We start from the raw sequence: 23,617 nt of genomic DNA, 5'->3' as shown, positions 1-23,617 counted from the left end.
ATCCATGAATACCTTCGCTCAACCGCTGCAGACCTCTCGCCTCGTGATGCGCCCCGTCGAGCCTGCCGATGCCGCGGCCTTCCTGAGCTGGCGCTCGCGCCCCGACGTCATGCGCTTCATGTACCAGGAGCCGTGGACCCCCGAGACCGCCGAGGCGAAGCTCGCGGAATGGAGCGCAACGCGCGAGCTGGCGAAGACGGGGGATGCCGTGCAGTTCGCCGTCGCGCGGCGCCGGCACCCGGAGACGCTCATCGGCGAGCTCATGCTGAAGCGTGCGGAGGGGGAAGCCCAGGCGGAGATCGGCTGGACCCTCGACCCCGCGGCGCAGGGCCGCGGCTACGCGACGGAGGCGGCAGGGGCCCTGCTCAATCTGGCCTTCGGGGAGCTCGGCTTCCACCGCGCATTCGCGCGCCTCGACGAGGAGAACTTGCCGTCGGTGCGCCTGTGCGTGCGGCTCGGGATGCGGCTGGAGGCGCGGCACATCGAGAACGACCGGCGTCCCGCCGACGGCGTCTGGTCGACCGAACTCGTCTACGCCGTGCTCGCGAGCGAATTCGCTCAGAGCGCCGATAGCCTCCGAGTATGAGGCTGTTCACTCGCGAGTGGGGCGAGGGCGACCGGGTCGCGGTGCTCGTGCACGGCGTGATGAGCAGCTCGCGGAACTGGCGGGAGCTCGGCCCCGAGCTGGCGGCCCGTGGCTATCGTGTCGTCGCCGTCGATCTGCCGGGCCACGGGCAGAGTCCGCGTGCTGAGCACTATTCGGCCGAATTGCTGGTCGAGAGCCTGCTCGAAAGCGTGCCGTCACACCCCGAGCTCGCCCTCGGCCACTCGCTGGGCGGCTTCACGCTGAGTCGGGCGGTCGAACGGCTTCAGCCCGAGCGGGCCGTCTATGTGGACCCGGCGTTCTCTGCGCCGCGGCTCTCGCTCGCGGTGCGTGCGCTGGCCTGGCCCGCGTCCCGCCGCCTGCTGCGCTCGACGCCTGAGAAAGTCGCGAAGTCGAACCCGCGCTGGGCGCCGGAGGACACCGTCATCGAGTCCGAGGACTTCCACGCCTTCGATCCGCGCTTCCGCGCGTTCCTGCTGCGGCGCGACATCGCCGATGTGCTGGTGGGGCCGGAGCATCCGATCGTCCCCTCCCTGCTGGTGCTCGCTGAGGACTCAAAGCTTGTCGACGGGACCCGCGCCGCCCGGCTCGCCGAGGCCGGTTTCGTCGTGCGAGTGGTCGCCGGCGCAACGCACACCGTGAACCGCGACGACCCAGCCGGATTCCTCGCAGCCCTCGACGGCTGGGTCTAGCGGAAGGGATTTCGAGCGCTGGCCGGCGTGTTGCGCGGCGCAGGCGGCGTGTCGTTCCGAATCCCTTCCCTGAGGTGGCGAGCCCACGGGCGCCGGCCCGCGGTGTCGGCACCCTTCCGTAGACTTGAACACGTGGTACTCGAGGGATTGATCGAGGCGCTTTCGCGCGCCCAGAATTTTGAGGACGCCCTTGCGTACGCGGCGCGCAGCGCCGATTTCCAGGCCGCAGACGGCCTGCGGGTGCCGCTGCTCGCGGCCCTGCTCGCGAAGCGGCCGGTCGAGAGCCAGGCACTGCTGGTCGTCACCGCGACGGGGCGCGACTCCGAAGCGCTGCGGCAGGCGCTGCCGAGCTTCGCGCCTGAGGCCGAGATCATCGAGTTCCCCGCATGGGAGACGCTGCCGCACGAGCGCCTCAGCCCCAGCGCCGAGATCGTCGGGCGGCGCCTCACGACCCTGCGCCGGCTGAAGGAATGGCAGGCGGAGAAGCCCGAGCTGCGGCATCCGCTCGTCGTCGTCGCCAGCGTGCGCGCGGCCCTCCAGCCGCTCGCCGACAATCTGACCGACATCGACCCGGTCGTGCTCGAGGTCGGCCACCGCGGCTACGACCTCGACCGCATCACGCAGACCCTTGTCGACCTCGCCTACGCCCGCGTCGACATGGTGACCCGCCGCGGCGAGTTCGCGGTGCGCGGCGGCATCCTCGACGTGTTCAGCCCCATTGCTGAGCACCCGTACCGCATCGACTTCTTCGGTGACGAGGTCGACCAGATCCGCTGGTTCTCGGTCGCCGACCAGCGCTCGGTTCCCGAGCCGGTGCACACGGCGAGCCTGCCGCCGAGCCGCGAGCTGCTGCTCTCGGAGTCCGTGCGCCAACGCGCACGCGAGATGCAGCACGAGTTCCCGAGCCTCTCCGGCCTGCTCGAGCGAGTCGGCCAGGGCATCCCGGTCGAGGGCATGGAGTCCCTCGCCCCGGCGCTCGTCGACAAGCTGGTGCCGCTCACGGCGTACCTGCCCGAGGGCGCGGCCGTCGCGGTCATCGCGCCCGAGCGCGTCGCGAGCCGCGCAGTCAGCCTCGCCGAGACGAACCGCGAGTTCCTCGCCGCCGCCTGGAGCGCCGCCACGGTCGGCGCTGCAGCGCCGATCGACCTCGAGGCCGGCGACTTCCTCACGCTCGAGGCGCTCAAGGCGAGCGTGCCGGGCGACCCGTGGTGGACGATCTCGACCTTCGATGCGGGCGAGGCCGGCGATGCTGTACGGGTGGCGGGCCGTTCGGTGCCGAGCTTCCAGGGCAACGTCATGGGCGCTCTCGAGCACGTCGGCGAGCTGCTCGAGGGCGGCTGGCGGGTCGTCATCGCGGCGGCCGGGCAGGGCCTCGTCGGCCGCGCGGCTGACGTACTGGGCGAGGCGAGCCTGGCTGCGCGCGTGGTCGACGATTACCCGACGGATGCCGAGCCGGGCGTCGCCTACCTGGTGAAGGCCGCCGTCGAGCACGGCTTCGAGCTGCCAGAGGAGAAGCTCGCGCTGATCGGCGAGACCGAGTTCTACGGCCGCACGATCGGCTACGACTCGCGGCAGGTGAAGAAGCTCGGCAGCCGGCGCAAGAACGTCGTCGACCCGCTGCAGCTCAAGGCGGGCGACATCGTCGTGCACCAGACGCACGGCATCGGCCGCTTCGTCGAGCTCGTGCAGCGCGAGGTCTCGAGCGGCGGTCGCAACGCGGTCAAGACCAAGCGCGAGTATCTCGTGCTCGAGTACGCGCCCAGCAAGCGCGGTGGGCCGCGCGACAAGCTCTACGTGCCCACCGACCAGCTCGACCTGCTCACCCGCTACGTCGGCGGTGAGGAGCCCGCGCTGTCGAAAATGGGCGGCAGCGACTGGGCGGCGGCCAAGTCGAAGGCACGCCGCGCCGTGCGCGACATCGCGGTCGAGCTCGTCAAGCTCTACTCGGCGCGCATGGCCGCGAAGGGTTTCGCCTTCCCGCCCGACACCCCCTGGCAGCAGGAGCTCGAGGACGCGTTCCCCTTCGCCGAGACGCCCGACCAGCTGCAGACCATCGACGAGGTGAAGGCCGACATGGAGCGGCCGATCCCGATGGACCGGCTCATCTCCGGCGACGTCGGCTTCGGCAAGACTGAGATCGCGGTGCGTGCCGCGTTCAAAGCGGTGCAGGGCGGCAAGCAGGTCGTTGTGCTCGTGCCGACGACGCTGCTCGTGAAGCAGCACTTCGAGACGTTCAGCGAGCGCTTCGCCGGCTTCCCCGTGCACCTGCGCCAGCTCAGCCGCTTCCAGACCGACAAGGAGGCGAAGGAGGTGCTCGACGGCCTCGCCGACGGCACCGTCGACGTCGTCATCGGCACGCACCGCCTGCTCGCGCAGGGCGTCGTCTTCAAGGACGTCGGCCTCGTCATCGTCGACGAGGAGCAGCGCTTCGGTGTCGAGCACAAGGACGCGCTGAAGAAGATCAAGACCAACGTCGACGTGCTCGCGATGAGCGCCACCCCGATTCCCCGCACGCTCGAGATGGCGGTGACGGGCATTCGCGAGATGTCCACCCTCGCGACGGCGCCCGAGGACCGGCATCCGATTCTCACCTTCGTCGGGCCGTACAACGACAAGCAGGTGGCGGCGGCGATCCGGCGGGAGATCCTGCGCGAGGGCCAGGTGTTCTTCGTGCACAACCGGGTCTCGTCGATCAACCGGGTCGCATCGCAGATCGCCGAGCTCGTACCAGAGGCGCGCGTCGCCGTCGCACACGGGCAGCTGCCCGAGCACGTTCTCGAGCAGATCGTCGTCGACTTCTGGGAGCGCAAGTTCGACGTGCTGGTCTCGACGACCATCATCGAGACCGGCCTCGACATCGCCAACGCGAACACGATCATCATCGACCGCGCCGACAAGTACGGGCTCTCGCAGCTGCATCAGCTGCGCGGGCGCGTGGGCCGCGGCCGTGAGCGCGCCTACGCCTACTTCCTGTGGGACGAGAACAAGCCGCTCTCCGAGACCGCGCACGACCGGCTCTCGACCCTCGCGGCCAACAACGAGCTCGGTTCTGGCATGCAGATCGCCTTGAAGGACCTCGAGATCCGCGGGGCGGGGAACCTGCTCGGCGGTGAGCAGTCGGGCCACATCGCGGGGGTCGGCTTCGACCTCTACCTGCGCATGATCGGCGAGGCCGTCGGGCAGTTCCGCGGCGACGTCGCCGAGGGGCAGACCGAGCTGCGGCTCGAGCTGCCCGTCGACGCGCACATCCCTGAGGACTACGTGGATTCCGAACGGCTGCGCCTCGAGGCGTACCAGAAGCTCTCGGCCGCCTCAGGCCCGAACGCGCGTGACAATGCGATCGACCTCGTCGTCGAGGAGCTCACCGATCGCTACGGCGAGCCGCCCGAGGCCGTGCAGAACCTCGTCTCCGTCGCGCGGCTGCGCCGGCACGCGCAGCTCGCCGGGCTGTCGGAAGTCGTCACGATGGGCTCGAACCTGCGCATCGCGCCGGCCGATCTCGCCGACTCGATCCAGGTTCGGCTGCAGCGCATGTACCCGGGCGCGCGCCACTTCCAGCAGCAGAGGGCGATCTCGGTGCCGATCAAGCAGGTCGACGGGCACCCGCTGCCCGACACGGAGCTCATCGAATGGGTCGGCGGCCTGCTGGGCGCGATCTTCCCGCTGCCCGAGAAGATCACAGAGGGCGCGGCTTAGCGAAGCGTGAGGCCACGCCGGCGCTGGTGCCTCTGCTCATGCATTTCGATAGCGGAACAGTCTTGACCACGCAGACGCGGCCGGGCCCGCCTGACCAGATCTGCTTGTAGGTTCCGGGGTTTGGGTCGCTACCGCGTTGAACGTCGCTGCCATGTCGACGTCCGGCGGGTGATCAACTTCGGCGTTGCAATTGCGGTACGCGAGCGGGCGTCTTTTGCGTGCGGGGTAAACGGGCATTGGCACAAACCGTGCCCGCCCGGAAGTCGCTTTCAGCCTGAGTCCGCGCGGTGGGGGACCGGCTTACGTGCAAGCGTGCGATGACGCGCGGCGCGACGTACAATTTCCTGTACAGGAGGTCGACCATGAAGACGATGAGCTACACCGAGTCACGGGCGAACTACGCCGAGGTACTCGACTCGGTGGTCGATGACCGGGAAGAGGTCGTCATCACTCGTGCGGGACACGAGCCGGTCGTCATCGTCTCGCTCGACGACTACGAGTCGTTGCGAGAAACCGCGTACCTGATGCGTTCCCCCGCCAATGCGCGCCGCCTGCTGGATGCGATGGAACGCCTCGAAGCTGGACACGGTCAGCCCCACGAGCTGATCGAGACCGACTGACGTGCAGCTGGTCTGGGACGAGAACGCCTGGGACGACTATCTGTGGTGGCAGACGCAGGACCGCAAGGTGCTGAAGCGGATCAACGCGCTGCTCGCCGACATTCAGCGAGATGGCAACGAAGGCATCGGCAAGCCCGAGGCTCTCAAACACGACTTCGCCGGCTACTGGTCGCGACGCATCACCGACGAACACCGCCTCGTGTACAAGGTCGTCGGGAACGACGTGCGCATCGCCGCTTGCAGATACCACTACGGGTAACCCCATCGGCTTCCGCGCCGCCTCGGTGGGCGTGCACGCTGAACGATCCGTCAGCGTGCATTCGCGAGGTAGGTTTCGAGCACCCGCGCGGCAACCTTTGGCGTGCGTTCGGGTACGAGGGGCTGGGTGAATCTGCCGTGGATGAACTGCAGCCCGGCGATAGTGGTCCACGCGCGAAGGTGCGCGCTGTCAAGTCGCGCCGCGACGGCTGCCCGCGCCGTGTACCCGCGAACCAACGCGGCTGTGAGTTGGTCTGGGATGCCGCTGCGGCCGAGGTCCATGAGACCGATGAACACCGCGCGGCCGAGGTCGATGCCCTGTGGTGAGACCGAGGCGGTCTCCCAGTCCAAAAGGACACCGGGTTCGTCGTCGTTGCCGCTGTCGAGGTAGTTGCCGCTGCCTGGGTCGCCGTGCGTGACGACCAGGTGATCGGTGCCGCTGATCACGGCGATTGCCTCGTCGATTTCCGCTGCGAGGGACGGCGCGAGCAGCGGCCGCACGAGGTCCAGCCTCTCGCGATGGTCGGCAGTGAACTCGGTCGCGGTGATTCGCGGGAAGGGGCAGGTATCGGTGCTCACGTCGAGCAGGCAGGCAAGGTCGCGACCGAACCGCCACCATCCCTCGGGTGTGTTGGTGCGGGTGCCACTCTCGCGAGTGATGACGAGGAACGGCTCGCCCGTCGGGGTAGTGCCCGCGGCGACGACACGGGGCACTCTTACACCGGCCGCGGTGAGGAACGCCAGGGCTGCTTCTTCGTCGCGAAGGCGACCGTGAGCGCGCTGGATCTTCACGACAACGGGATCGGTGCCGATCGTGCCATAGCGGGTTTCGTTCTTCGTTCCGCCTTTGGTCCGCTCGCCAAGCTCGAGCGCGCGGCCGTCTTCCAAAGAGAGCACGTGCACGTCGCCAAGGTATGCGACCACGCATTCTTCCTCGGGAATGAACAATCAGTGCTCGCACCGTGCCCCTACGCAAGGGGATCCCGCTTCGGGCGGTTCGGCAGAATCGTCAGATGGGGTTTTCGATCCGAGACGAGTGTCCGGGCCGTGCTGAACTTGTCGCGCTTTATGAGTCAGTCGGCTGGTCGGCATATACGGCTGCCCCCGAAAGGCTCGAGCAGGCGGTGGCGGGTTCTCATCTCGTGCTGTGCGCAAGGGATGAGGACAACGGCAACTTGCTTGGGTTGGCGCGGACCATCTCAGATGGTCAGACGATCGCTTACCTTCAGGATCTACTGGTGGCGCCCGGCCATCAGCGGCGGGGCATCGGTGGAGCCTTGCTCGACGAAGTGCTCGACCGCACACATGAGATACGGCAATTCGTGCTCCTAACCGATGCCGAACCGGCTCAAAGAGCGTTCTATGAGTCGCGGCGACTGGTCGAGACGCATGACGCCCGGCCGAACGAACTTCGCGCGTTCGTCCGCTTGGCATGACCGCCCGCTGAACGACCCTTGCGGGCATGATTACGCGGGTTCGAGGGCCTGCCAGCTGTCGGCATTTGCACCCCGCTCGTCTGCGGCGTCGAGTTCGGCATGCCAGCAGGGCGGGTGCGACCCGTCGCGGAACTCGCCAGCAGATGCGCGGGTCCCCGTGAACCGAAATCCGAGCTTTCGCGCGACCTGTATCGAGGCTCCGTTGCCGACGATCGCCTCCCACGTCAGCCGACTCGTGACGTTCTCATCGAACAGCCACGCAACAACGACCAGCGCAGCCTCGGTTGCGTAGCCGCGCCCACGATGCGGTGCGCCCAGCCAGAGCCCGAGATCGAACGACGCCGCATCGGGCGCGGTGCGCCGAGCGCCGAGCATCCCGGCGAACTCGCCGTTCTGAGCGCGAATAGCCCAGTTGTATTCGTTGTCACTGGCCCATCCTGCAGGGATCAGCTTCTCGATGAAGAACCGGGCGCTGTCCTCGGTGTACGGTACTGGAACCGGTACATATCGCGTGAGGTCGGGGTCCTGGCAGTAGCCGGTCATTGCCTCGACGTCAGCCGCGGTGGGGACGCTGAGGCTCAGTCGGGTGGTCGTCAGAAGCACCGGTTGCATGACCACACACCAGGCGCCAGCGCGAACGCTGATGGATCGGGTCACAGGCCTGAGGGGAGGGCTGACGAGCGTCACCGATAATCGTCTTGTGAGTTTTGCGCCCGTGTCTCTGGACGATGTTGACGATCTGCGGGGATTCCTGCGCGATGTCGACCTCACGCTAGCCGGCTTGGATGAGCCCACGGTTCAGCTCTGGGTCGAGCGCAATGCCGACGACGACATCATCGGCAGCACGGGTTTCGAGTTGAGCGCGGACCGGAAGCACGCGTTGATCCGCAGCGTCGCGGTGGCACCGCAGCATCGCGCCGCGGGCGCTGGCTCGCGGCTGGCACGGTACGCGATGGATCAGGCGTACGCGGCGGGAGCAACGCGGGCATGGCTGTTTTCACGGCGGTCTGGGCCGTTCTGGCAAAAACTCGGGTTCATGAGTGCCGACCGGGACGAGCTCGCGGCCGCGCTGCCGGACGCGCATCAGGTGCGCCTGTTCGTTGAGAGCGGCCAGCTGGAGCGCGAAGTCGCCTGGTCTCGCACCCTGGGAAGCGACGCCCGCTGAGCGATCCCCCTCCCGCGCCTTACCGATCCATTGGGCCTCGAAACGTCGCGCGTCCGAACGTCGTGGGCCCGGTAGCGTCGACAGCGAAGAAGCTGGAGGACCTGTTGGTGCGAGCGTTCATGACGGACCCGGCGTTGCTGGAGCCTCTCAACGGCCAGCAGTACCTCGTGCTGAGGCCGGCCGGTCGTGTAGCCGAGTTCTACGAGTCCGAACAGGCAAGGTTGAAATCACGACTGCCGACCTCGATCTCCCACCCGCACACGGGACACGTGACTCTGCGCGGCTTCTACGAGCCGACACGAGTCCGCGAACTGAGAGACGCAATCGCCGCCTGGGCGGCCCGGCAGACGCCGATCGAAGTACAGGTTGAGGCCGTCGACGGGTTCCCGACGCCATTCCAGATCTTCATAGCGCGGCTAAACAGGAACACGGCTCTGATCGAGGCGTACGCCGGACTCACCGCAGCGTTGGATGTGACGGACTTCCAGCGCATCGGCGAACTGCCGCTTGAGCAATGGGTCTTTCATGTGTCACTCATCTATTGCGGCGCCTTGAGCAACAGCGACTGGGAAGCGGCGCATGAGAAGCACGCACGCGACGTCCGCCCACGCCCGAGCGAAGTGCTCACCGAAGCCGAGTTCGTCTGGTACGAGAACGGCACCGAGCACGCCGAGACAATCACGCTTAGCGGGAACAGCCGCTGAGTTTTCGGCGCGCTCCCTTCGACGGATCGGAACTGTTCCGACTTGTGCTCGCTCACGGATCGCTCAGCGGGCAGCTACGTTATCCGTGGCGGGACGACGTCTTGGACTCCGAGGTAGTGCGCGAGCGCAAGTTCGACCTCCGCCAGTTGGTCGCGGGTGAGGTAGCCGACCGGGCCGCCGATGACGTAATCGGTGTCGATCGACCGGATCTGGTCGATCAGCAATCGAGTCATTCGCCCGGCGATCCCCAGTGCTGGCCGATGAACGGATGCGCCTGCCGACATCGAGGTCGGGACCACTGTCACGACAGAAAGCGGCAACTGCGTGGGCGAGACGACCAGCCCGAGGCGCCTGCCGCCATGCCCATGGCCGCGGGACTTGCCCAGGTCGACTCGGTAGACGGCGCTTCGGATCACCAGGCTTCCGGCTCTGTGTTGACGTTCTCGTTCTTCAGCGCCTCGGCGTCAGTGCGGAACTGAGTCAGCCACCGCTCGTGGTCGAGCAGCCCCAATGTGCGCCGCAGAGTGTCGGAAGTCGACTCGCCAGGCTTGGCCGCCTCGCGGAGAATGCGCGCGTCGTCGTCAGTGGGACGGAAGCCGATCGACGCAGGCATACGATGATCTTGCTCGATGTACGACAAATGTTGAACGCCGCAGACTTCTCATCAAGCCCGCAACAGGATCGGCTACCGGGCGTCCGCGTCCGCGCACGACGGGGTGCGCACTGCTCGTGGCGTCTCGACGGGTGTGGGGCCGTCGGGTCAGACTGCGGTCATGAGAGCAGTAGCGGCGAGCGAGCCCTGGGGCATCCGGCGATTCTTCGTGTGAAGCCCCGACGGGCACGTCATCAACGTCGCCCAGTGACCCTTCTCGTTTTCGAGAGATCCGCGTGGACGCACCCGCGAGCGGGTGCATGATGGCCGCCGTGGATTGCAATCTGCCGTGGAAGCAGGCGAAGCTGCTACAGATACGGCGTGAGGTTGGTCAATACCACTCGGTAGCCGTCGGGGTTGAGGTGGGCTCCGTCGAAGGTCAGCTCCTTCTTCAGGTTGCCGCGCTCGTCGGCCAGGCCCGCGTTCACGTCGATGAAGCGGAAGCCGAACTCGCGCGAGAGCGCCTCGATCTTGTCCGAGGCGGCCTGAAAGGCAGCGTTTGAGCGGGTCGCGAAGAGCGTTTTCTCGTCCTCGTCGTTTTGGAAGTCGAGCGTGTTGATCGGGTAGTACCTCAGCACGTAGGTCTCGCAGTCGGGCAGGCGCTCGGCGATCTGGCGGAAGATCTCACGCTCGTTGCTCAGGAACTCCTCCTCCGGTACCTGGAACCCGATGTCGTTCGTGCCGATGTTGATGAAGATCTTCGACGGCTCCAACTCGAAGATCTGGGTGTCGATGTGCTTCAGCAGGAAGGCCGTGGTGGTGGCTCGCACGGCGCGGTTGTAGATGTACTTGCCGAAGGCGACCTCGCCCGCCTCCTCCCACTGCTCGATGGGGAAGATCTCCATCAGGCTGGAGCCGACGAAGACGATCTGGCCCCGCCTCGCAGTCTGATTCGCCGCGGCGTACTTCGCGATGAGTGAGGTCTGAAACTCCTCCAACTGCGGGTTCAGCGTCAGTGACTTCGTTTCTTTCGACATGGTGTTTCCCTCTCCGGCACGGGCGGGGATCGCCCAGCGGGCAGTTCCGTCGCCCGTGGCGGAACGCGTGGGCTCCACGGTAGTGCGCAAGGGCGAGTTCCACCTCCACCATTTGGTCGCGGGTGAGGTAGCCGACGGGATCGCCGAAGACATAGTCGGCGTCGATCCCGCGCTGGGGGGATGCGTCAGGCGCTGATGCGCGCGTCGTACTCCGCGCGATGGTGCGTGACGGTGTCCATGTTCTCCTGAGCCCATGACTTGACGCCGCGTACCAGCTCGCAGAGTGAGAGGCCGAGGGTGGTCAACTCGTAGCTCACCGTCACGGGCACGGTCGGGGTCACCGTGCGTCCGATCAGCCCGTCGCGCTCGAGCCGCCGCAGGGTCTGCGTGAGCATCTTGGGGCTCACCCCGGCCAGCACGCGCGCGATCTCGGAGTAGCGCATCCTTCGAGGCTCACCCTCGCCGCCGTCATCCGGCTGGTAGGCGCCGCCATTGTGCAATGCCACGAGCACCAATGTCACCCACTTGTCGGAGATGGTGCTCAGCAGCTTCTGACTCGGACACGCAGCCAGGAACGCGTTGTACTCGGCCTTCGACTTCTCGCGCGCTTGCGCCGCGGTGAGCGTTGTCAACGGAATCCTCCGATCGTGGTGAGCTACGCACCCTGAGGTAACTACTTCCCAACGGGAAGTTACCACCTCAGGATTGACCGAGTCGGCCGCCGGCAGCAGGGCGGCGGCCTCGGACAGGAGGAAGACACATGCCCACCCCAACCTCGCTCCCCGGCGGCAGCTGGATGCTCGGCGACCGGCTCGTGCCACGATTCGGGTTCGGCGCGATGCAGTTGTCCGGCCCCGGCGTAATGGGGCCGCCGCGCGACTACGACGAAGCGCTCGCCGTTCTGCGCAGTGCGGTCGAGGCCGGGATCGCGCATATCGATACGAGCGTCGCCTACGGGCCGCGGACGGTCAACGAGGTGATCCGTGACGCGCTGCACCCCTACCCGGACTCGCTGCTGATCGCGACCAAGGTCGGCGCCGAACGGGACGAGCGCGGCGGATGGCCCACGGCCCGTACACCCGCGGACCTTCGCGCTCAGGTCCGCGAGACTGCAGAGACGCTCGGCGTCGACACTCTCGACCTGGTGAACATGCGCATGGGCGACGCGAACGGTCCGCAGCCCGGCTCGATCGCGGAAGCATTCGAGACGCTCGCCGAACTGCAGCAGGCAGGGCTCATCCGTCACCTTGGCGTCAGCAACGTCACCGCTGCCCAGGTCGAGGAGGCGCGGACGATCGCGCCGATCGTCTGCGTGCAGAACGCGTATAACCTGGCCCACCGTGTGGACGACGACCTCATCGACCAGCTCGCCGTGAACGGCATCGCCTACGTGCCCTTCTTCCCGCTTGGCGGGGGCTACACGCCCTACGTCTCCGCCGGGGTTCCTGCCGTTGCTGCCCGGCATGGGGCGACCGAGAAATCAGTCGCGCTCGCATGGCTGCTGCACCGGTCGCCGAACATCCTCGTCATCTCCGGCACCTCATCGGCCCAACACCTGCGCGAGAACATCGTCGGCGCCGGCCTCGAACTCACGGACGAGGACGTCGCCGAGTTGAACGGACGCGCCGCATGAGCGGCTGGACCGCGCAGCGCCCGCAAGCGGATCCCCTCCTGGGCATACGGGTCATACCGGTTGTATTGGCGTCGTGAAGACCGCGATCTCCCTTCTTGACGACGACTTCGAACGTTTTGAGCGCGTTGCCGCTCGCAATGGGATGAGTCGCTCCGAGTTCTACCGAAGGGCCGGTGCGAAGTTCGCGGAGGAACTTGAAGGAACCAGTGCGCTGACCGCCATAGCCGAGGACGTACTGAGCCTCGCCGGGCAGCCGTCAGGAGACGGCCTGCTGCATGCGGAGTCGCAGCGAGTCATCCAAACGGGTTCAGAGTGGTGATCGCTCGCGGCGATGTCGTCTGGGTGGATCTCGGCGAGCCTTGCAGCTCGCAACCGGCGAAGGTGCGCGCCACCGTCATCTTTCAGGACGACTGGCTGCTAGCGACGTCGATCAACACGGTTCTGCTCATTCCGCTGACCTCGAATCTCGCCCAGGAAGCCTTTCCGGGTAACGTCCTGGTTCCTGCAGTCGCCTCGGGGCTCGACAAAGACTCGGTCGCCCTTGTCACTCGACTCGGGCCTGTCAGCCGCGACTTCCTCCAGCCCTTTTCGGTCGGGCATTTGCCGCCGTACCTCCGGAAAGAGATCAGCGCGGGAGTCCGGCTCGTCACCGGAACCTGAATCGGTGAGCTGATCCACCGGCTTGCGGGCGCTTCGGGTTCAAGGTCGGTGGTTACTGCTATTACGTCTGGTCGAAGTTCGCTGACCCCGGTCCTGGTCGGAGTGCACGCTGAGCGATTCCCTCGCGAAACACGAGCTGTGCCGGCACATTCGCCGCTTGCAGTACCGCCAAGACTTGTTCCCTGATCGAACTGGCGCAGAAGTCGCACGTCGGCGCACGCGAAGCCTGGCGGCTGGAAAACCAGTCGGAGCGATGTGTCAGTTGAGGTACGTGCGGGGGATGCGCGCGTCGACGCGCGTGTGCAGCTCCTCCGGGATGGTGCCGATCGCCTCGGCCCACTGCGTCGACGTGAGCGAGCCCTCCGACCCGTCGCCGAAGATCACCGCCTCGTCGCCGGCCTCAATCGCGGCATCCGACGTGATCACGAGGTGCTCCGGCTCGATACGGATGACAGGCCGTGCGACGCCCCGCACTGCGACGGTCACGCGACCGGCGGCGGTCGACGGCAGCCCATGCCAGGCGCCGACGCCCACGACGGCCTCGCCGTCGGAGACCGCGAGCACGGGCGCCCGCAGCGACGCCGTGGGGGAGATGCCGAGCTCGTCGCCGTAGGGGCCGCCGGCCGGGGCGATGCCGTGGGTGAAGGCGCCCATGCGCACGAGGTCGTAGTCGAACTCGGGTCGCAGGGTGCCCGCCGCGCTCGCCGCGAGGTGCCGCAGCGCGGGGCGCAGCCCGGCGGCGCGGGCTGCGTCGACCGCCTCGTCGAATCGGGTGCGGGCCAGGTCGTCCTCCTCGTCCGAGGCCTCGGCGATATGGCTCCAGATGCCCTCGACGACGAGGCGGCCCTCATCCTCGAGCACGGCCGCGCGGGCGACGAACTCGGCCCACGACTCGCGTCGCACGCCGTTCCGGTTGAGGCCGGTGTCGATCTTGAGGTGAACTCGGGGCACGATCTCGAGGGCGGCGGCCGTCGCCGCGACGGCTTCGAGCACGGCCGGGCTGCCGACACCGAGATCGACACGGGCGCGGATGCCCGCCGCGAGGTTCTCATCGGGCGAGAGCAACCACGAGAACAGCCTCGGGGCCTCGCCCGCGAAGGCGCGCACAGCGAGCGCGGTGCCGAGGTCGAGGCATCCGATCCACTCCACGCCCTGCGCGAGCGCGCGCGTGACGATCGACTCGAGGCCGTGGCCGTATGCGTCGTTCTTCACGACGACCATCAGCTTGGCCGGCGCGACGCGCGCCTGCAGTGCGGCGACGTTGCGCTCGAACGCCGCGAGGTCGATGACGAGGCGGGGGGTCACGAGACGTACCTCTTCTCGAAGCGGGCGGCGACCTGCACGACGAGCTCGGCCGGGTCGAGGCCGGTCACCGCGGCCCAGTCGGCGAGCGTGGGCTCTGCGGGGCCGGTGCCGAGGTAGACGACCGCGTTGCCGACGCCCGCGGGCGCGTCGCCGAGGTCGACGACGCACACGTCCATCGCGACGCGGCCGACGATGGGCAGGCGGCGTCCGTTGATCGCGACCTCGGCCGCGCTGCCGAGCCCGCGCACGACGCCTTGCGCGTAGCCCCCGGTGACGAGCGCCAGCCGCGAGTCGACGGTGGCGCGGTGGATGTATCCGTACGAGACGCCTTCGCCCGCGCGCACCGGCTTCACGTTCACGACGCGGCCGAGCGCGCGCAGCACCGGCTCGCCGCCGCTGCCGGGCAGGCCGTAGAGCTCGCCGCTCGCGAGCGACCAGCCCTCAGGAGCCTCGCCCGTGACCGAGGCGGCGACGACGGTCGCGGACGGGAACGCCGCACGTGCGGCATCCGTCTCGGTGATCGACGTGAGCAGGCCCGTGGCGCCCGCATCGAGCGCGGCGCGCGCCACCTCGACGAGACCGTGGCCGAGCGCGTCGTGTCGCACGTCGGCGAGCAGGGGGAGCGGGGCGGATGCCTGGGCCGCACGGACATTGCGGGCGATCGCGGCCAGGTCGATCACGGCCGTGAGGTCGACGCCGGGGCGGCCGATCGGCATGCTGCGTCCCTTTCCGTCAGAGCGCCCCGAGGGTTCCGGCGCGCTCTGCCAGCCTAACCAGCGGGCTTCTGCTCGGCCGACACCGCCGCGATGACGCGTGCCAGCCCCCACTCGAACGCCCGGTCGACATCGCCGCCCAGCTGGAACCCGCCGGTGAGCTCCATCGCGAGGAATCCGTTCGCCCACGCCGTGACGGTGCGCGCCGCGTCGAGCGCCTCATCCGCGCCGACGAGCCGCGTGGTCGCCTCGATCAGCGGCGCGGCCGAGCGCGCCAGGACGGCGATGTCGGGGCGTGCCTCGGCCGGCACGGAGCCGAAGATCATCCGAAACCCCGACGGATCGTCGTGCGCGAAGGCGCGCAGCTCGCGGGCGAGGTCGGCGATGGCCGCACGAGGGTCTGACTCGATCAGCCCTGCCGCTGACCTGAGGCGCGCTTCGAGCTCGTCGATGGCCGCCTCCACGACGAGCTTGAGCAGCTCGTCGCGACTGCGTACGCGCTTGTATAGCGACGGGGCCCGCACGCCGACCTGGTCGGCGACGGCCTGCATCGTCAGGGCCTCGACGCCCCTGCTCGCGACGATGCGGCGCCCGGCTGCCACGATCTCGGCGGTGGTGGTGCGGCCCGGTGCGGGCATGGCGGCTCCTTTCACGATGGCTATTGCAATTAGCCATGAAGGCTAGTTATCGTAGCCTTCATGGAGATCGTACCTGGCATCCACCGCATCGGAAACGATCTGATCGCGGTCCATTTCATCGTCACCGACGCCGGCGTGACCGTCGTCGACACAGGCCTCGCGGGCCACTATCGCGGGCTGCGCCGCGAGCTCGCCGCCGCCGGCCTCTCATTCGCGGACGTGCGCGGCGTCGTCCTCACCCACGGCGACAGCGACCACACCGGGTTCGCCGAGCGGATCCGGGCGGAGCACCACGTCCCCGTCTACGTGCACGAGGCCGACATCGCCCGCGCCCGCGGGCTCGAGAAGACCTCGCCCGCCTGGGGGCACTGGCGCATCGGGCCCATGCTGCAATTCCTGGGCTACACGATGGCGATGGGCGGCCTGCGTCCCAAGCCTCTCAGTGAGGCAGTCCCCGTGCACGACGGCGATCGGCTCGCGCTGCCGGGCGAGCCGCAGATCGTTGCCCTTCCCGGGCACTCGCCGGGCAGCGTCGCGGTCTACTTCCCGCAGCTTCGCGCCGTGTTCGTCGGCGACGCGCTCACCACGCGCGACGTGCTGACGGCGGCAGGTGGCCCTCGGCCGGCGCCGTTCACCGATGAGCCGGCCGAGGCGGCGGCATCCCTCGATCGCCTGCTCGAACTCGACATCGAGCTCGTGGTCCCCGGTCACGGGGCGCCGTGGCGAGGAGACGCCGCAGAGCTTGTGCGTCTGTACCGCGCCGCGGCGGCGGCCCCGTCGGGCCGCTAGAGCGACATCCCGGTGCCGAGCAGGGCGCCGATGCCGAAGGTGATGCCGAGCGCGATCGCGCCGCCGACCACGACGCGCACCGTCGCCCGCAGCGGGGGAGCGTCGCCGAAGCGCGCCCCGAGCCAGCCGGTCAGGGCGAGCGCGAGCAGCACGGCGCCGAAGGTCACGGGCACCCGCGGCGGCACGGGCACGAGCACGGCGCACAGGAACGGCAGCAGGCCGCCGATGAAGAACGCGACGAGCGAGGCGAGGGCAGCGTGCACGGGGCTCACGTCGTCGTCCTCACCAGCCTCGCCGCGGGCCATGCGCGCGCGGACGGCGTCGCGCTGCGAGCTGACCGAGACGTACTCGCCGAGCGCCATCGAGAGCGCGCCGCCGATCAGCGCGGCCGTGCCCGCGAGCATGATCGGGTGGATCGCGGTGGTCGCGCCCGCGACGCCGATGACGACCGCGGCGACCGACACGATGCCGTCGTTCGCGCCCAGCACGCCGGCGCGCAGCCAGTTCAGGCGGGATGCGAGGCTCTCGGGGGCGACCTCCTGCCCGGGGGTTCCGAGCAGGGCGCGCAGGGGCGACAGCACGTTCGTCATGACCCCATGGAATCACCGTGGCGGCGGCTTGGCTAGCAAGGTGAGGCGAGCCTAAATCCCTGGTCAGAGGCCCAGTTTGCGCCGTGCTGAGCTTAGGCTCACCTATCCTCGGGCCCACGTCACGTGCCCCGCGACGGCGAGTCTGCCGAGCTGGTCGAGGGCGACCACCGAGGCGTCGAACTCCTCGTGCGCCCACCGCGGCCCGGCGGACCCCATCGCGAACACGGTCGTCGCGAGCACATCGGCCACGGTCAGGTCGGTGTCGATCACGGTGACCGAGGACCAGTGAGCGGATGCCTCCCCCGATCGCCCGTCGACGATGTGGGCGCCCCGCTCGTAGCTCCCCGACGTCGCCATCGCGCCCTCGCCGAGCACCACGACCCCGAGCATCCGATTGCCCTGCATCGGATGCCGGATGCCCGCCTGCCACCGGCGCCCTGGTTCCGGCGCGCCGCGGGTGATCAGATCGCCGCCGGCATTGAGGCAGAAATCCGTCGCTCCGCCCGCGACGAGCGCGTCGGCCGCGCGCTGCGCCGCCCAGCCCTTCACGATCCCGTTCGCGTCGAGCGCCCCGTCGCGCCACACCGTGAAGGCGCCGCCGCTCGCGCGCTCGAACGCGTCGGCGAGTTCGAGCACCTCCTGCATTTCTTGGCTCGCCTCGTCGAGGGCCAGCTCGCCGCGGCCGATGCGCGACAGCTCGCTGTCGGCGCGGAAGGGACTGAACCGGGCATCCGCGTCATCGAAGATCTCGAGCGCACGGGCGACGAGCTGGTCGTCCGCCGGGCCGCGCAGATCGAGCAAGACGACCGTGCCCATCACGCGGTGGGTGAGGTTCACGTGTGCGCGTCGATCGCCGACTGGACGCTCGCGAGGTAGCCCTCAGAGGTGTAGGTCGCACCCGAGATCGTGTCGACCTTGGCCGACTGCGAGGCGATGACCTCCTGTGCGAGCAGCGGGGTCGCGTACTGCGTGAGCATCTCGTCGCGGCCGCCGCCGCTCGGCGCCTGCACGACCGTGACGTCGGTGATCTTCGCGCCGTCGAAGGTCACCTTCACCTGCACCGGGCCGAAGCGCGTCTGCTCGACGGAGCCCATGACCGTGTCGCCTGAGCTCGGTCCTGAGCTCGATCTCGGGCTCGAGCCCGACCCTGAGCTCGAGCCCGAGCCGCCCGTGACCGACGTGCTCGAGCTCGTGCCGCCGGCCTCGGCGGCCCCGGTGCCACTGCCCGCGAGCATCCGCCCGGCCACCGTGACCGACAACCCCGCCATGATCGCCGCGAACAGCGCTGTGCCCTGCCACTTGCGGCTCATGCGAAGCTCAGCTCCTCGAACTGCACCCGGCGCTCGGGCACACCGAGCGCTTTGAGGCTCTCGGCGGTCTTCTCGATCATCGCCGGTGGCCCGCATACGAACGCCTCGCGCTGTGCGGCGTCGGGTACGTAGAAGCCGAGCGACTCCGCGTCGAGCGGGTCGAAGCCGAGCTCATCGCGTCGGCCCACGAGGGTGATCACCTGGATGCTCGGCAGACTCGTGAACTCGTCGTAGAACGCGAGATCCTCGGGGCGGCTCGCCCGGTAGATCACGACGACCGACCGCCCCAGCCGCGCGAACTGCTCGGCGAGGCCCCTGATCGGCCCGATGCCCGCGCCGCCCGCGATGAGCAGCACAGCGCCGGCACGCCGCCGTCGCCCGAAGAACCCGCCGAACGGGCCCTCGAGCAGAACCTTCGTACCCGGCCGCAGCGCGCGCAGCCGGCCGGAGTGGTCGCCGAGATCGGCGACGGTGATCCGCAGCAGCCCGTCCGCAGGCACGTTCGAGATGGAGTACGGATGCGCCGAGAGCAGGTGCCCCCATGCGAGGAAGCGGAACAGCATGAACTGCCCCGGCCGCACACTGAGCAGGTCGGGTCGCCGCGAGCGGATCCACACGCTGGTGAGGCGCGCCGACTCCGGCACGACAGAGACGACCTCGAAGCGGTGCTCGGCGAAGCGCATCAGCGGCGTCGCGACGCGCCAGAACACGATGCACGCGGCCGTCGCGACATACATGGCGATCCAGAGACCGCGGGTAAACGGATGCCCCGCGAAGACCGGCCCTGCGCTGATCTGGTGCAGGAAGGTCAGGAAGATCGCGATATACGTGGTGACGTGCGTCCAGTACCACAGCTCGTATGGCAGCAGCCTGCGCAGCGCCTGCGCGCTCAGCAGCCCGGCGAGCAGCAGCACCGCCGTGCCGACGGTCGCCGTGAGCATGTCGGGGTAGAGGTCGAACAGGCCGAGGTAGGCGCCGATCGGGCCGTGCCCGCTCGTGATCCACTGGCTCAGCGTCATAAAGCACACGTGGGCGAGCACGAGGAAGAGCGTGGCGGCCCCGACCACTGTGTGCCACCCGACGAGCCGGTCGAGTCCGATCAGCCGTTCGAGCCAGGGCACGCGGGCGATGAGCAGCAGCTGCACGCAGACCAGGTACGAGCCGATCATTCCGGCCAGCTCGGCGATGGCGGTGGCGAGCGCCGGCGCAGAGGCGGTCACGACCGCCGTCGGCCACCACAGCGCGACGACGGCGACGGCCCCGGCGATCGCCAGCAGAGTCACTGCGCCACGTTTCATGAGCAGAACTTACGAGTGCCGAGTCAAAGATTCTTATGAGGAACGGCTGTGCCCCATAATTCGGCGATGCTGCGCGTGGCGTTTCCACACGCGGCGATACTGGCTGGATGACCGAGAGCCAGCTCGACGCCTTCGCCGCCGCCATGTCCGAGGTCCTCGACCGCTGTGTGTGGAGTCAGCGCGAGACCCACGAGAGCCTCGTGCCCTACCTCATCGAGGAGAGCTACGAGCTCGTCGAGGCGATCGAGTCCGGCACGCGGGACGACCTGCTCGAAGAACTCGGCGACGTGCTCTGGCAGGTGGTCTTCCACGCCGAGATCGCACACCGCACCGAGGCCGAGGGCTTCGATGTGCAGGACGTCGCGGCGAACGTGCGCGACAAGATGGTCCGCAGGCATCCGCACGTCTTCGCCGGTGCGGTCGCCGAGACCCCCGAGGACGTCGTGCGCCTCTGGACGGCCGCCAAGAAGGCCGAGAAACATGATCGGAAGAGCGTGCTCGACGGCATCCCCCGCTCCCTGCCGGCGCTCGCGCTGGCTGACAAGACGATCGGCCGCGCCGCGTCCGTGGGAGTCGAGACGGATGCCGCACCGCAGCTCTTCTCGAACGAGGAGGAGCTTGGCGACCAGCTCCTCGCCATCGTCGCCGCGGCCCGCGCCCAGGGCCTCGACGCCGAGCGTGCCCTCCGCGCCCGGGTGCGCACTCTCGCCGCAGAGGTCGCGGCGGCGGAGCCTGCTCGATGAGCTCGCCGCCCCGCCGCGTGCGCTACTGCGATCCGTATTGCGCTACTCGGATCCGAGTAGCGCACCCGGGATTTGAGTAGCGCACGCGAGCACGTGGCGCGCTACGCGGCGACCGCGGCGCCTGTGCCGGTCTGCTCCGCCTCGCGGCGGCGATGACCAGGCAGGAAGAGCACCGACACGAGCAGCACGATCGCCACGACGAAGATCGCCGTGTAGACGAGGTGCATGGCGTGCGCGAGCCCCGGCCCCTCGGGGACCCCCGCCGCCGTCAGCGTCACGCGGGAGTTCACGACGGCGCCGAAGATCGCGACGCCGATCGCCGAGCCCATCGAGCGGGCGAACATGTTGGTCCCGGTGACGGCGCCGCGCTCGTGGTACTCGGCCGACGACTGGGCCGCGATCAGCGACGGCACGGCGGTGAATCCCATGCCCGCTCCGATGATGAAGCAGAACAGCGCGACCAGCCAGATCGACGAGTGCTCGCGCAGCATGAGCGTCAGCCCTGCGCCCAGCACGACGAGCAGCGAGCCGATCACCGAGGTGACCCGGAAGCCCCAGCGCAGGTACAGGCGCCCCGCCTGCGACGCGGCCGCAGGCCAGCCGATCGTGAGCGCGGCGAGGGCGAGGCCGGCGATGAGAGCGCCGAAACCGAGCACGTTCTGCGCGTAGATCGGCACGTACGTCGACAGGCCCAGCACGACGACGCCGATCATGAGCGAGGCGATGGTGGACGCGGCGACGACCCGGCGCTTCAGCAGCGCGAGGGAGAAGATCGGATGCTCCACCCGCAGTTCGACGTACACGAAGCCGGCGATCAGCGCCGCAGCCAGGATGAAGATCCCGATGCCGAGCGCGGAGCCCCACGCCCATGCCTGGCCGCCTTCGAGCAGGCCGAGCAGCAGCAGCGTGGTGCCGCCGGCGAGCAGCACCGCACCGAGGTAGTCGATCGGCTCCCGCTCGGAGGCCGCACGCTTCTCGTGGTACGAGCGCCACAGCATGAACACGGCGACGGTGCCGAGGGGGATGTTGATCCAGAAGATCCAGCGCCAGATGCCGAGTTGGGCGAACACGCCGCCGAGCGTCGGCCCGACGACCGAGGCGATCGCCCACACCGAGGCGAGGTAGCCCTGCACCTTGGCGCGCTCCTGCAGCGTGTACAGGTCGGCGGTGATCGTCATCGACACGGGCATGACGGCGCCGGCGCCGAGTCCCTGGATCACGCGGGCGCCGATCAGCACCGGCATCGACCAGGCGGCGCCGCACAGGATCGAGCCGAGCACGAACAGCGCGACGCCGAACAGCAGGGTGTTCTTGCGACCGAGCACGTCGGCGAGCCGCCCGTAGATCGGCACGACGACGGCCTGCGCGAGCAGGTAGACGGAAAAGAGCCAGGGCAGCTGCTGGAAGTGCCCGAGATCCTTCGCGATCGACGTCGAGGCGGTCGCGATGATCGTGGAGTCGAGTGCGACGAGGCCTGTCGCGAGCATTTGAGAGAGAAGCACCGGACCGCGTTCTGAGCGCAGCCCGACCCCGGAAGATCGTTCAGGCATATGAACTACAAGCCATCGTCGCTCCTGGGGTATTCCCGTCCAATGGCAGGATTGCCTTATGGCCCAAGACGTGAACCCGCCTCGTGGCATGCGCGACTTCCTTCCGGCTGAGAAGGCGAAGCGCGAGCGTCTCCTCTCCATCATTCGCTCGCAGTACGCGGCCCGCGGATTCGAGGAGATCGAGACGCCGGTCGTCGAGGACTCCGCCCGGCTGCATTCGGGCCTCGGCGGCGACAACGAGAAGCTCGCCTTCGGCATCCTCAAGCGAGGGCTCGACACCGACGATGTGAGTGCGGCTGCGGCATCCGGCGATCTGTCCGCCCTCACCGACCTGGGCCTGCGCTTCGACCTGACCGTGCCGCTCGCGCGCTTCTACGCGACCAACCGCGCCAAGCTTCCGGGCGTCTTCAAATCCATCCAGATCGCGCCGGTCTGGCGCGCCGAGCGTCCGCAGAAGGGCCGCTACCGCCAGTTCGTGCAGTGCGACATCGACATCATCGGCGAGCCCGGCATCCTGGCCGAGGTCGAGCTGATCACCGCGACCGCCGCGACGCTCACCGCCCTGGGGCTGGCCGGCTGCCGCATCCGCATCAACCACCGCGCGATCCTGAAGCACCTGATCGCGTCGTGGCGGATCGGGCCGAAGCAGGCCGATCGCGCCCTCATCACGATCGACAAAGAGGACAAGATCGGCGTCGACGGCGTGGTCGCCGAGCTCGTCGCCCTCGAGCTGCTCGCGCCAGAGCTCGCCGACCAGGCCCGTGCCGATCTGGCCGAGCTCGCCGACGACGGCTGGAACCTCGTGGGCGAGAACGCACCGGCCTGGCTCGACGCGGACGCCTATGCGCAGCTGCGCGAGATCCGCGACGCGGTGAAGGCGGCGGCCCCCGACGTGCCGCTGATCTTCTCGCACAACCTGGTGCGCGGCATGGGCTACTACACGGGCGCGATCTTCGAGATCCAGCACCCCGAGTTCAGCTCGTCGCTCGGCGGCGGCGGGCGTTACGACGGCATGATCGGGCGATTCGCGGGCACGGATGCCCCGGCCGCGGGCTTCTCGATCGGATTCGAGCGCATCGTCGACCTCCTTCCCGACGACGAGGCCGCCGCCCGCGACGCCGTCGTGCTGCTGCACGACAAGGACGTTCCCCCCGCGACCTTGATCACGCTTCAGACGGCGCTCGTCGCCGACGGCAAGCGGGTGCGTCTCGAGAAGCGCACCAAGAACGTCAAGGCGCTGCTGGCGCGCGCCGCGGAATCCGGCTACGGCTCCGTCGCCAACGTGAACGCCGACGCTGCGTCGGTCGCCGAGCTCGAGTTCCGCCCGTTGTCGTGACCAAGCGGGGCTCGCCGTCGACTGACCTGTCAACGTTCGCGACCTCGGCGGCCTGCGCCGCCGCGACGGCTCCCGGACGCCGAGCGGCGTGTTCCTCCGTTCGGAGAATGTGGATCGGGTGACGGATGCCGGTTGGCAGCAGCTCTTCGAAGCCGGTGTCCGCACCGGTCGTATTGGCGAAAAACTTCCGGGTAACGGCTGAAGTCCTGCTTTCCTGCGCCACCCCGCCCCTCACTAAAGTTGAACCG

General features: G+C 68.6%; 28 protein-coding genes and 1 pseudogene. 15 read left to right on the top strand and 14 right to left on the bottom strand.

The features are described from left to right. Nucleotides 1-4 precede the first annotated feature (4 nt). The 5 genes from ABD708_RS16630 (at nucleotide 5) to ABD708_RS16610 (ending at nucleotide 5,871) form a co-directional block, all read left to right on the top strand. Nucleotides 5-586, top strand: a complete 582-nt coding sequence (locus ABD708_RS16630) for a GNAT family N-acetyltransferase (RefSeq protein ID WP_344756506.1) — start codon at nucleotides 5-7, stop codon at nucleotides 584-586. Then, nucleotides 583-1,296, top strand: coding sequence for an alpha/beta fold hydrolase (locus tag ABD708_RS16625; RefSeq protein WP_344756504.1), 714 nt, complete (start codon nucleotides 583-585; stop codon nucleotides 1,294-1,296). The genes ABD708_RS16630 and ABD708_RS16625 overlap by 4 nt, the downstream gene beginning before the upstream one ends. A gap of 132 nt (nucleotides 1,297-1,428) precedes the next feature. Then, complete coding sequence (mfd, locus tag ABD708_RS16620; RefSeq protein WP_344756502.1) at nucleotides 1,429-4,992, top strand: transcription-repair coupling factor; 3,564 nt, start codon at nucleotides 1,429-1,431, stop codon at nucleotides 4,990-4,992. Between the two features lie 362 nt (nucleotides 4,993-5,354). Beyond that, nucleotides 5,355-5,612: a type II toxin-antitoxin system Phd/YefM family antitoxin gene (locus tag ABD708_RS16615; RefSeq protein WP_344756500.1), complete on the top strand. Its 258-nt coding sequence runs from the start codon at nucleotides 5,355-5,357 to the stop codon at nucleotides 5,610-5,612. Between the two features lies 1 nt (nucleotide 5,613). Next, nucleotides 5,614-5,871 (top strand): Txe/YoeB family addiction module toxin, encoded by a 258-nt coding sequence (locus ABD708_RS16610; protein WP_344756498.1) that lies wholly within the window; start codon nucleotides 5,614-5,616, stop codon nucleotides 5,869-5,871. A gap of 50 nt (nucleotides 5,872-5,921) precedes the next feature. Here the strand turns inward: ABD708_RS16610 and ABD708_RS16605 are convergent, their stop codons facing one another. Further along, complete coding sequence (locus ABD708_RS16605; RefSeq protein ID WP_344756496.1) at nucleotides 5,922-6,794, bottom strand: aminoglycoside phosphotransferase family protein; 873 nt, start codon at nucleotides 6,792-6,794, stop codon at nucleotides 5,922-5,924. Between the two features lie 89 nt (nucleotides 6,795-6,883). Here ABD708_RS16605 and ABD708_RS16600 point away from each other — a divergent pair, with 89 nt between their 5' ends. Further along, nucleotides 6,884-7,306 carry a GNAT family N-acetyltransferase gene (locus ABD708_RS16600; protein WP_344756494.1) on the top strand — a complete coding sequence of 141 codons (423 nt, stop codon included), beginning with the start codon at nucleotides 6,884-6,886 and terminating at the stop codon, nucleotides 7,304-7,306. Between the two features lie 30 nt (nucleotides 7,307-7,336). Here the strand turns inward: ABD708_RS16600 and ABD708_RS16595 are convergent, their stop codons facing one another. Continuing rightward, on the bottom strand, nucleotides 7,337-7,963 hold the full coding sequence (locus tag ABD708_RS16595; protein ID WP_344756493.1) for a GNAT family N-acetyltransferase: 627 nt from the start codon (nucleotides 7,961-7,963) through the stop codon (nucleotides 7,337-7,339). A 58-nt stretch (nucleotides 7,964-8,021) separates the two neighbouring features. Between ABD708_RS16595 and ABD708_RS16590 the strand changes: the two genes are divergently transcribed. Together ABD708_RS16590 and ABD708_RS16585 are read left to right on the top strand one after the other, a co-directional pair. Beyond that, complete coding sequence (locus ABD708_RS16590) at nucleotides 8,022-8,471, top strand: GNAT family N-acetyltransferase (RefSeq protein ID WP_344756491.1); 450 nt, start codon at nucleotides 8,022-8,024, stop codon at nucleotides 8,469-8,471. 119 nt (nucleotides 8,472-8,590) lie between these two features. After that, complete coding sequence (locus ABD708_RS16585) at nucleotides 8,591-9,175, top strand: 2'-5' RNA ligase family protein (protein ID WP_344756489.1); 585 nt, start codon at nucleotides 8,591-8,593, stop codon at nucleotides 9,173-9,175. 74 nt (nucleotides 9,176-9,249) lie between these two features. Here ABD708_RS16585 and ABD708_RS16580 read toward each other — a convergent pair whose 3' ends face one another. The 4 genes from ABD708_RS16580 to ABD708_RS16565 all read right to left on the bottom strand — a co-directional run bounded on the left by ABD708_RS16580 (nucleotide 9,250) and on the right by ABD708_RS16565 (nucleotide 11,436). Further along, nucleotides 9,250-9,591, bottom strand: coding sequence for a type II toxin-antitoxin system PemK/MazF family toxin (locus ABD708_RS16580; RefSeq protein ID WP_344756487.1), 342 nt, complete (start codon nucleotides 9,589-9,591; stop codon nucleotides 9,250-9,252). After that, on the bottom strand, nucleotides 9,588-9,788 hold the full coding sequence (locus tag ABD708_RS16575; RefSeq protein ID WP_344756485.1) for a hypothetical protein: 201 nt from the start codon (nucleotides 9,786-9,788) through the stop codon (nucleotides 9,588-9,590). The genes ABD708_RS16580 and ABD708_RS16575 overlap by 4 nt, the downstream gene beginning before the upstream one ends. A gap of 347 nt (nucleotides 9,789-10,135) precedes the next feature. Next, entirely contained in the window at nucleotides 10,136-10,804 is a 669-nt protein-coding gene (locus ABD708_RS16570; RefSeq protein WP_344756483.1) for an SGNH/GDSL hydrolase family protein, read from the bottom strand. A 185-nt stretch (nucleotides 10,805-10,989) separates the two neighbouring features. Continuing rightward, a complete protein-coding gene (locus ABD708_RS16565) occupies nucleotides 10,990-11,436 on the bottom strand; it encodes a winged helix-turn-helix transcriptional regulator (protein ID WP_344756481.1) in 447 nt (148 codons plus the stop codon). Between the two features lie 128 nt (nucleotides 11,437-11,564). On the opposite strand from ABD708_RS16565, the gene ABD708_RS16560 reads away from it, so the two are divergent. From ABD708_RS16560 to ABD708_RS16550, 3 genes are all read left to right on the top strand, one after another. Continuing rightward, a complete protein-coding gene (locus ABD708_RS16560; RefSeq protein ID WP_344756479.1) occupies nucleotides 11,565-12,437 on the top strand; it encodes an oxidoreductase in 873 nt (290 codons plus the stop codon). 73 nt (nucleotides 12,438-12,510) lie between these two features. Further along, on the top strand, nucleotides 12,511-12,756 hold the full coding sequence (locus tag ABD708_RS16555; RefSeq protein ID WP_344756477.1) for a ribbon-helix-helix domain-containing protein: 246 nt from the start codon (nucleotides 12,511-12,513) through the stop codon (nucleotides 12,754-12,756). Beyond that, nucleotides 12,750-13,097 (top strand): type II toxin-antitoxin system PemK/MazF family toxin, encoded by a 348-nt coding sequence (locus ABD708_RS16550; RefSeq protein WP_344756475.1) that lies wholly within the window; start codon nucleotides 12,750-12,752, stop codon nucleotides 13,095-13,097. Before ABD708_RS16555 ends, ABD708_RS16550 begins: the two co-directional genes overlap by 7 nt. A gap of 258 nt (nucleotides 13,098-13,355) precedes the next feature. Here ABD708_RS16550 and ABD708_RS16545 read toward each other — a convergent pair whose 3' ends face one another. Genes ABD708_RS16545 through ABD708_RS16535 form a run of 3 tightly spaced genes read right to left on the bottom strand, consistent with a single transcriptional unit; the run spans nucleotide 13,356 to nucleotide 15,753 of the window. After that, a complete protein-coding gene (locus ABD708_RS16545) occupies nucleotides 13,356-14,402 on the bottom strand; it encodes an alanine racemase (RefSeq protein ID WP_344756473.1) in 1,047 nt (348 codons plus the stop codon). Further along, nucleotides 14,399-15,118: an alanine racemase C-terminal domain-containing protein gene (locus tag ABD708_RS16540; RefSeq protein WP_344756471.1), complete on the bottom strand. Its 720-nt coding sequence runs from the start codon at nucleotides 15,116-15,118 to the stop codon at nucleotides 14,399-14,401. Before ABD708_RS16540 ends, ABD708_RS16545 begins: the two co-directional genes overlap by 4 nt. 53 nt (nucleotides 15,119-15,171) lie before the next feature. After that, complete coding sequence (locus tag ABD708_RS16535) at nucleotides 15,172-15,753, bottom strand: TetR/AcrR family transcriptional regulator (RefSeq protein ID WP_344756469.1); 582 nt, start codon at nucleotides 15,751-15,753, stop codon at nucleotides 15,172-15,174. A 60-nt stretch (nucleotides 15,754-15,813) separates the two neighbouring features. On the opposite strand from ABD708_RS16535, the gene ABD708_RS16530 reads away from it, so the two are divergent. Beyond that, nucleotides 15,814-16,542 (top strand): MBL fold metallo-hydrolase, encoded by a 729-nt coding sequence (locus ABD708_RS16530; protein ID WP_344756467.1) that lies wholly within the window; start codon nucleotides 15,814-15,816, stop codon nucleotides 16,540-16,542. On the opposite strand, the gene ABD708_RS16525 is transcribed toward ABD708_RS16530, so the two are convergent. From ABD708_RS16525 to ABD708_RS16510, 4 genes are all read right to left on the bottom strand, one after another. Next, nucleotides 16,539-17,132 (bottom strand): VIT1/CCC1 transporter family protein, encoded by a 594-nt coding sequence (locus tag ABD708_RS16525; protein ID WP_344756465.1) that lies wholly within the window; start codon nucleotides 17,130-17,132, stop codon nucleotides 16,539-16,541. The two genes, ABD708_RS16530 and ABD708_RS16525, sit on opposite strands and share 4 nt — an antisense overlap. 102 nt (nucleotides 17,133-17,234) lie before the next feature. Then, complete coding sequence (locus tag ABD708_RS16520; RefSeq protein ID WP_344756463.1) at nucleotides 17,235-17,969, bottom strand: FAD:protein FMN transferase; 735 nt, start codon at nucleotides 17,967-17,969, stop codon at nucleotides 17,235-17,237. Then, nucleotides 17,966-18,442: an FMN-binding protein gene (locus ABD708_RS16515; protein WP_344756461.1), complete on the bottom strand. Its 477-nt coding sequence runs from the start codon at nucleotides 18,440-18,442 to the stop codon at nucleotides 17,966-17,968. The genes ABD708_RS16520 and ABD708_RS16515 overlap by 4 nt, the downstream gene beginning before the upstream one ends. After that, nucleotides 18,439-19,740: a ferredoxin reductase family protein gene (locus ABD708_RS16510; RefSeq protein ID WP_344756459.1), complete on the bottom strand. Its 1,302-nt coding sequence runs from the start codon at nucleotides 19,738-19,740 to the stop codon at nucleotides 18,439-18,441. Before ABD708_RS16510 ends, ABD708_RS16515 begins: the two co-directional genes overlap by 4 nt. A gap of 107 nt (nucleotides 19,741-19,847) precedes the next feature. Between ABD708_RS16510 and ABD708_RS16505 the strand changes: the two genes are divergently transcribed. Further along, a complete protein-coding gene (locus tag ABD708_RS16505) occupies nucleotides 19,848-20,483 on the top strand; it encodes a nucleoside triphosphate pyrophosphohydrolase (RefSeq protein ID WP_344756457.1) in 636 nt (211 codons plus the stop codon). Between the two features lie 101 nt (nucleotides 20,484-20,584). Here the strand turns inward: ABD708_RS16505 and ABD708_RS16500 are convergent, their stop codons facing one another. Then, on the bottom strand, nucleotides 20,585-21,985 hold the full coding sequence (locus ABD708_RS16500; protein ID WP_344756455.1) for an MDR family MFS transporter: 1,401 nt from the start codon (nucleotides 21,983-21,985) through the stop codon (nucleotides 20,585-20,587). A 106-nt stretch (nucleotides 21,986-22,091) separates the two neighbouring features. Here ABD708_RS16500 and hisS point away from each other — a divergent pair, with 106 nt between their 5' ends. Continuing rightward, nucleotides 22,092-23,369, top strand: coding sequence for a histidine--tRNA ligase (gene hisS / locus ABD708_RS16495; protein ID WP_344756452.1), 1,278 nt, complete (start codon nucleotides 22,092-22,094; stop codon nucleotides 23,367-23,369). 40 nt (nucleotides 23,370-23,409) lie between these two features. Continuing rightward, nucleotides 23,410-23,571: pseudogene (locus ABD708_RS16490) on the top strand (tyrosine-protein phosphatase); the annotation flags it as partial. Between the last annotated feature and the right edge of the window lie 46 nt (nucleotides 23,572-23,617).

Origin of the sequence: Gryllotalpicola koreensis, assembly GCF_039538185.1 — a bacterium.
GTDB classification, from domain to species: domain Bacteria; phylum Actinomycetota; class Actinomycetes; order Actinomycetales; family Microbacteriaceae; genus Gryllotalpicola; species Gryllotalpicola koreensis.
The sequence above is the reverse complement of the archived record's forward strand: the minus strand, read 5'-3'. Positions and strand labels throughout refer to the sequence as shown.

What these genes read in the sequence shown, in the direction of transcription:
- ABD708_RS16600 (WP_344756494.1), top strand. Translation starts at nt 6,884, where the DNA reads ATGGGGTTTTCGATCCGAGACGAGTGTCCGGGCCGTGCTGAACTTGTC.
- ABD708_RS16535 (WP_344756469.1), bottom strand. Translation starts at nt 15,753, where the DNA reads ATGCCCGCACCGGGCCGCACCACCACCGCCGAGATCGTGGCAGCCGGG.
- ABD708_RS16615 (WP_344756500.1), top strand. Translation starts at nt 5,355, where the DNA reads ATGAAGACGATGAGCTACACCGAGTCACGGGCGAACTACGCCGAGGTA.
- ABD708_RS16540 (WP_344756471.1), bottom strand. Translation starts at nt 15,118, where the DNA reads ATGCCGATCGGCCGCCCCGGCGTCGACCTCACGGCCGTGATCGACCTG.
- ABD708_RS16505 (WP_344756457.1), top strand. Translation starts at nt 19,848, where the DNA reads ATGACCGAGAGCCAGCTCGACGCCTTCGCCGCCGCCATGTCCGAGGTC.
- ABD708_RS16530 (WP_344756467.1), top strand. Translation starts at nt 15,814, where the DNA reads ATGGAGATCGTACCTGGCATCCACCGCATCGGAAACGATCTGATCGCG.
- ABD708_RS16625 (WP_344756504.1), top strand. Translation starts at nt 583, where the DNA reads ATGAGGCTGTTCACTCGCGAGTGGGGCGAGGGCGACCGGGTCGCGGTG.
- ABD708_RS16560 (WP_344756479.1), top strand. Translation starts at nt 11,565, where the DNA reads ATGCCCACCCCAACCTCGCTCCCCGGCGGCAGCTGGATGCTCGGCGAC.
- ABD708_RS16585 (WP_344756489.1), top strand. Translation starts at nt 8,591, where the DNA reads ATGACGGACCCGGCGTTGCTGGAGCCTCTCAACGGCCAGCAGTACCTC.
- ABD708_RS16570 (WP_344756483.1), bottom strand. Translation starts at nt 10,804, where the DNA reads ATGTCGAAAGAAACGAAGTCACTGACGCTGAACCCGCAGTTGGAGGAG.
- ABD708_RS16515 (WP_344756461.1), bottom strand. Translation starts at nt 18,442, where the DNA reads ATGAGCCGCAAGTGGCAGGGCACAGCGCTGTTCGCGGCGATCATGGCG.
- ABD708_RS16575 (WP_344756485.1), bottom strand. Translation starts at nt 9,788, where the DNA reads ATGCCTGCGTCGATCGGCTTCCGTCCCACTGACGACGACGCGCGCATT.
- ABD708_RS16510 (WP_344756459.1), bottom strand. Translation starts at nt 19,740, where the DNA reads ATGAAACGTGGCGCAGTGACTCTGCTGGCGATCGCCGGGGCCGTCGCC.
- hisS (WP_344756452.1), top strand. Translation starts at nt 22,092, where the DNA reads ATGGCCCAAGACGTGAACCCGCCTCGTGGCATGCGCGACTTCCTTCCG.
- ABD708_RS16630 (WP_344756506.1), top strand. Translation starts at nt 5, where the DNA reads ATGAATACCTTCGCTCAACCGCTGCAGACCTCTCGCCTCGTGATGCGC.
- ABD708_RS16525 (WP_344756465.1), bottom strand. Translation starts at nt 17,132, where the DNA reads ATGACGAACGTGCTGTCGCCCCTGCGCGCCCTGCTCGGAACCCCCGGG.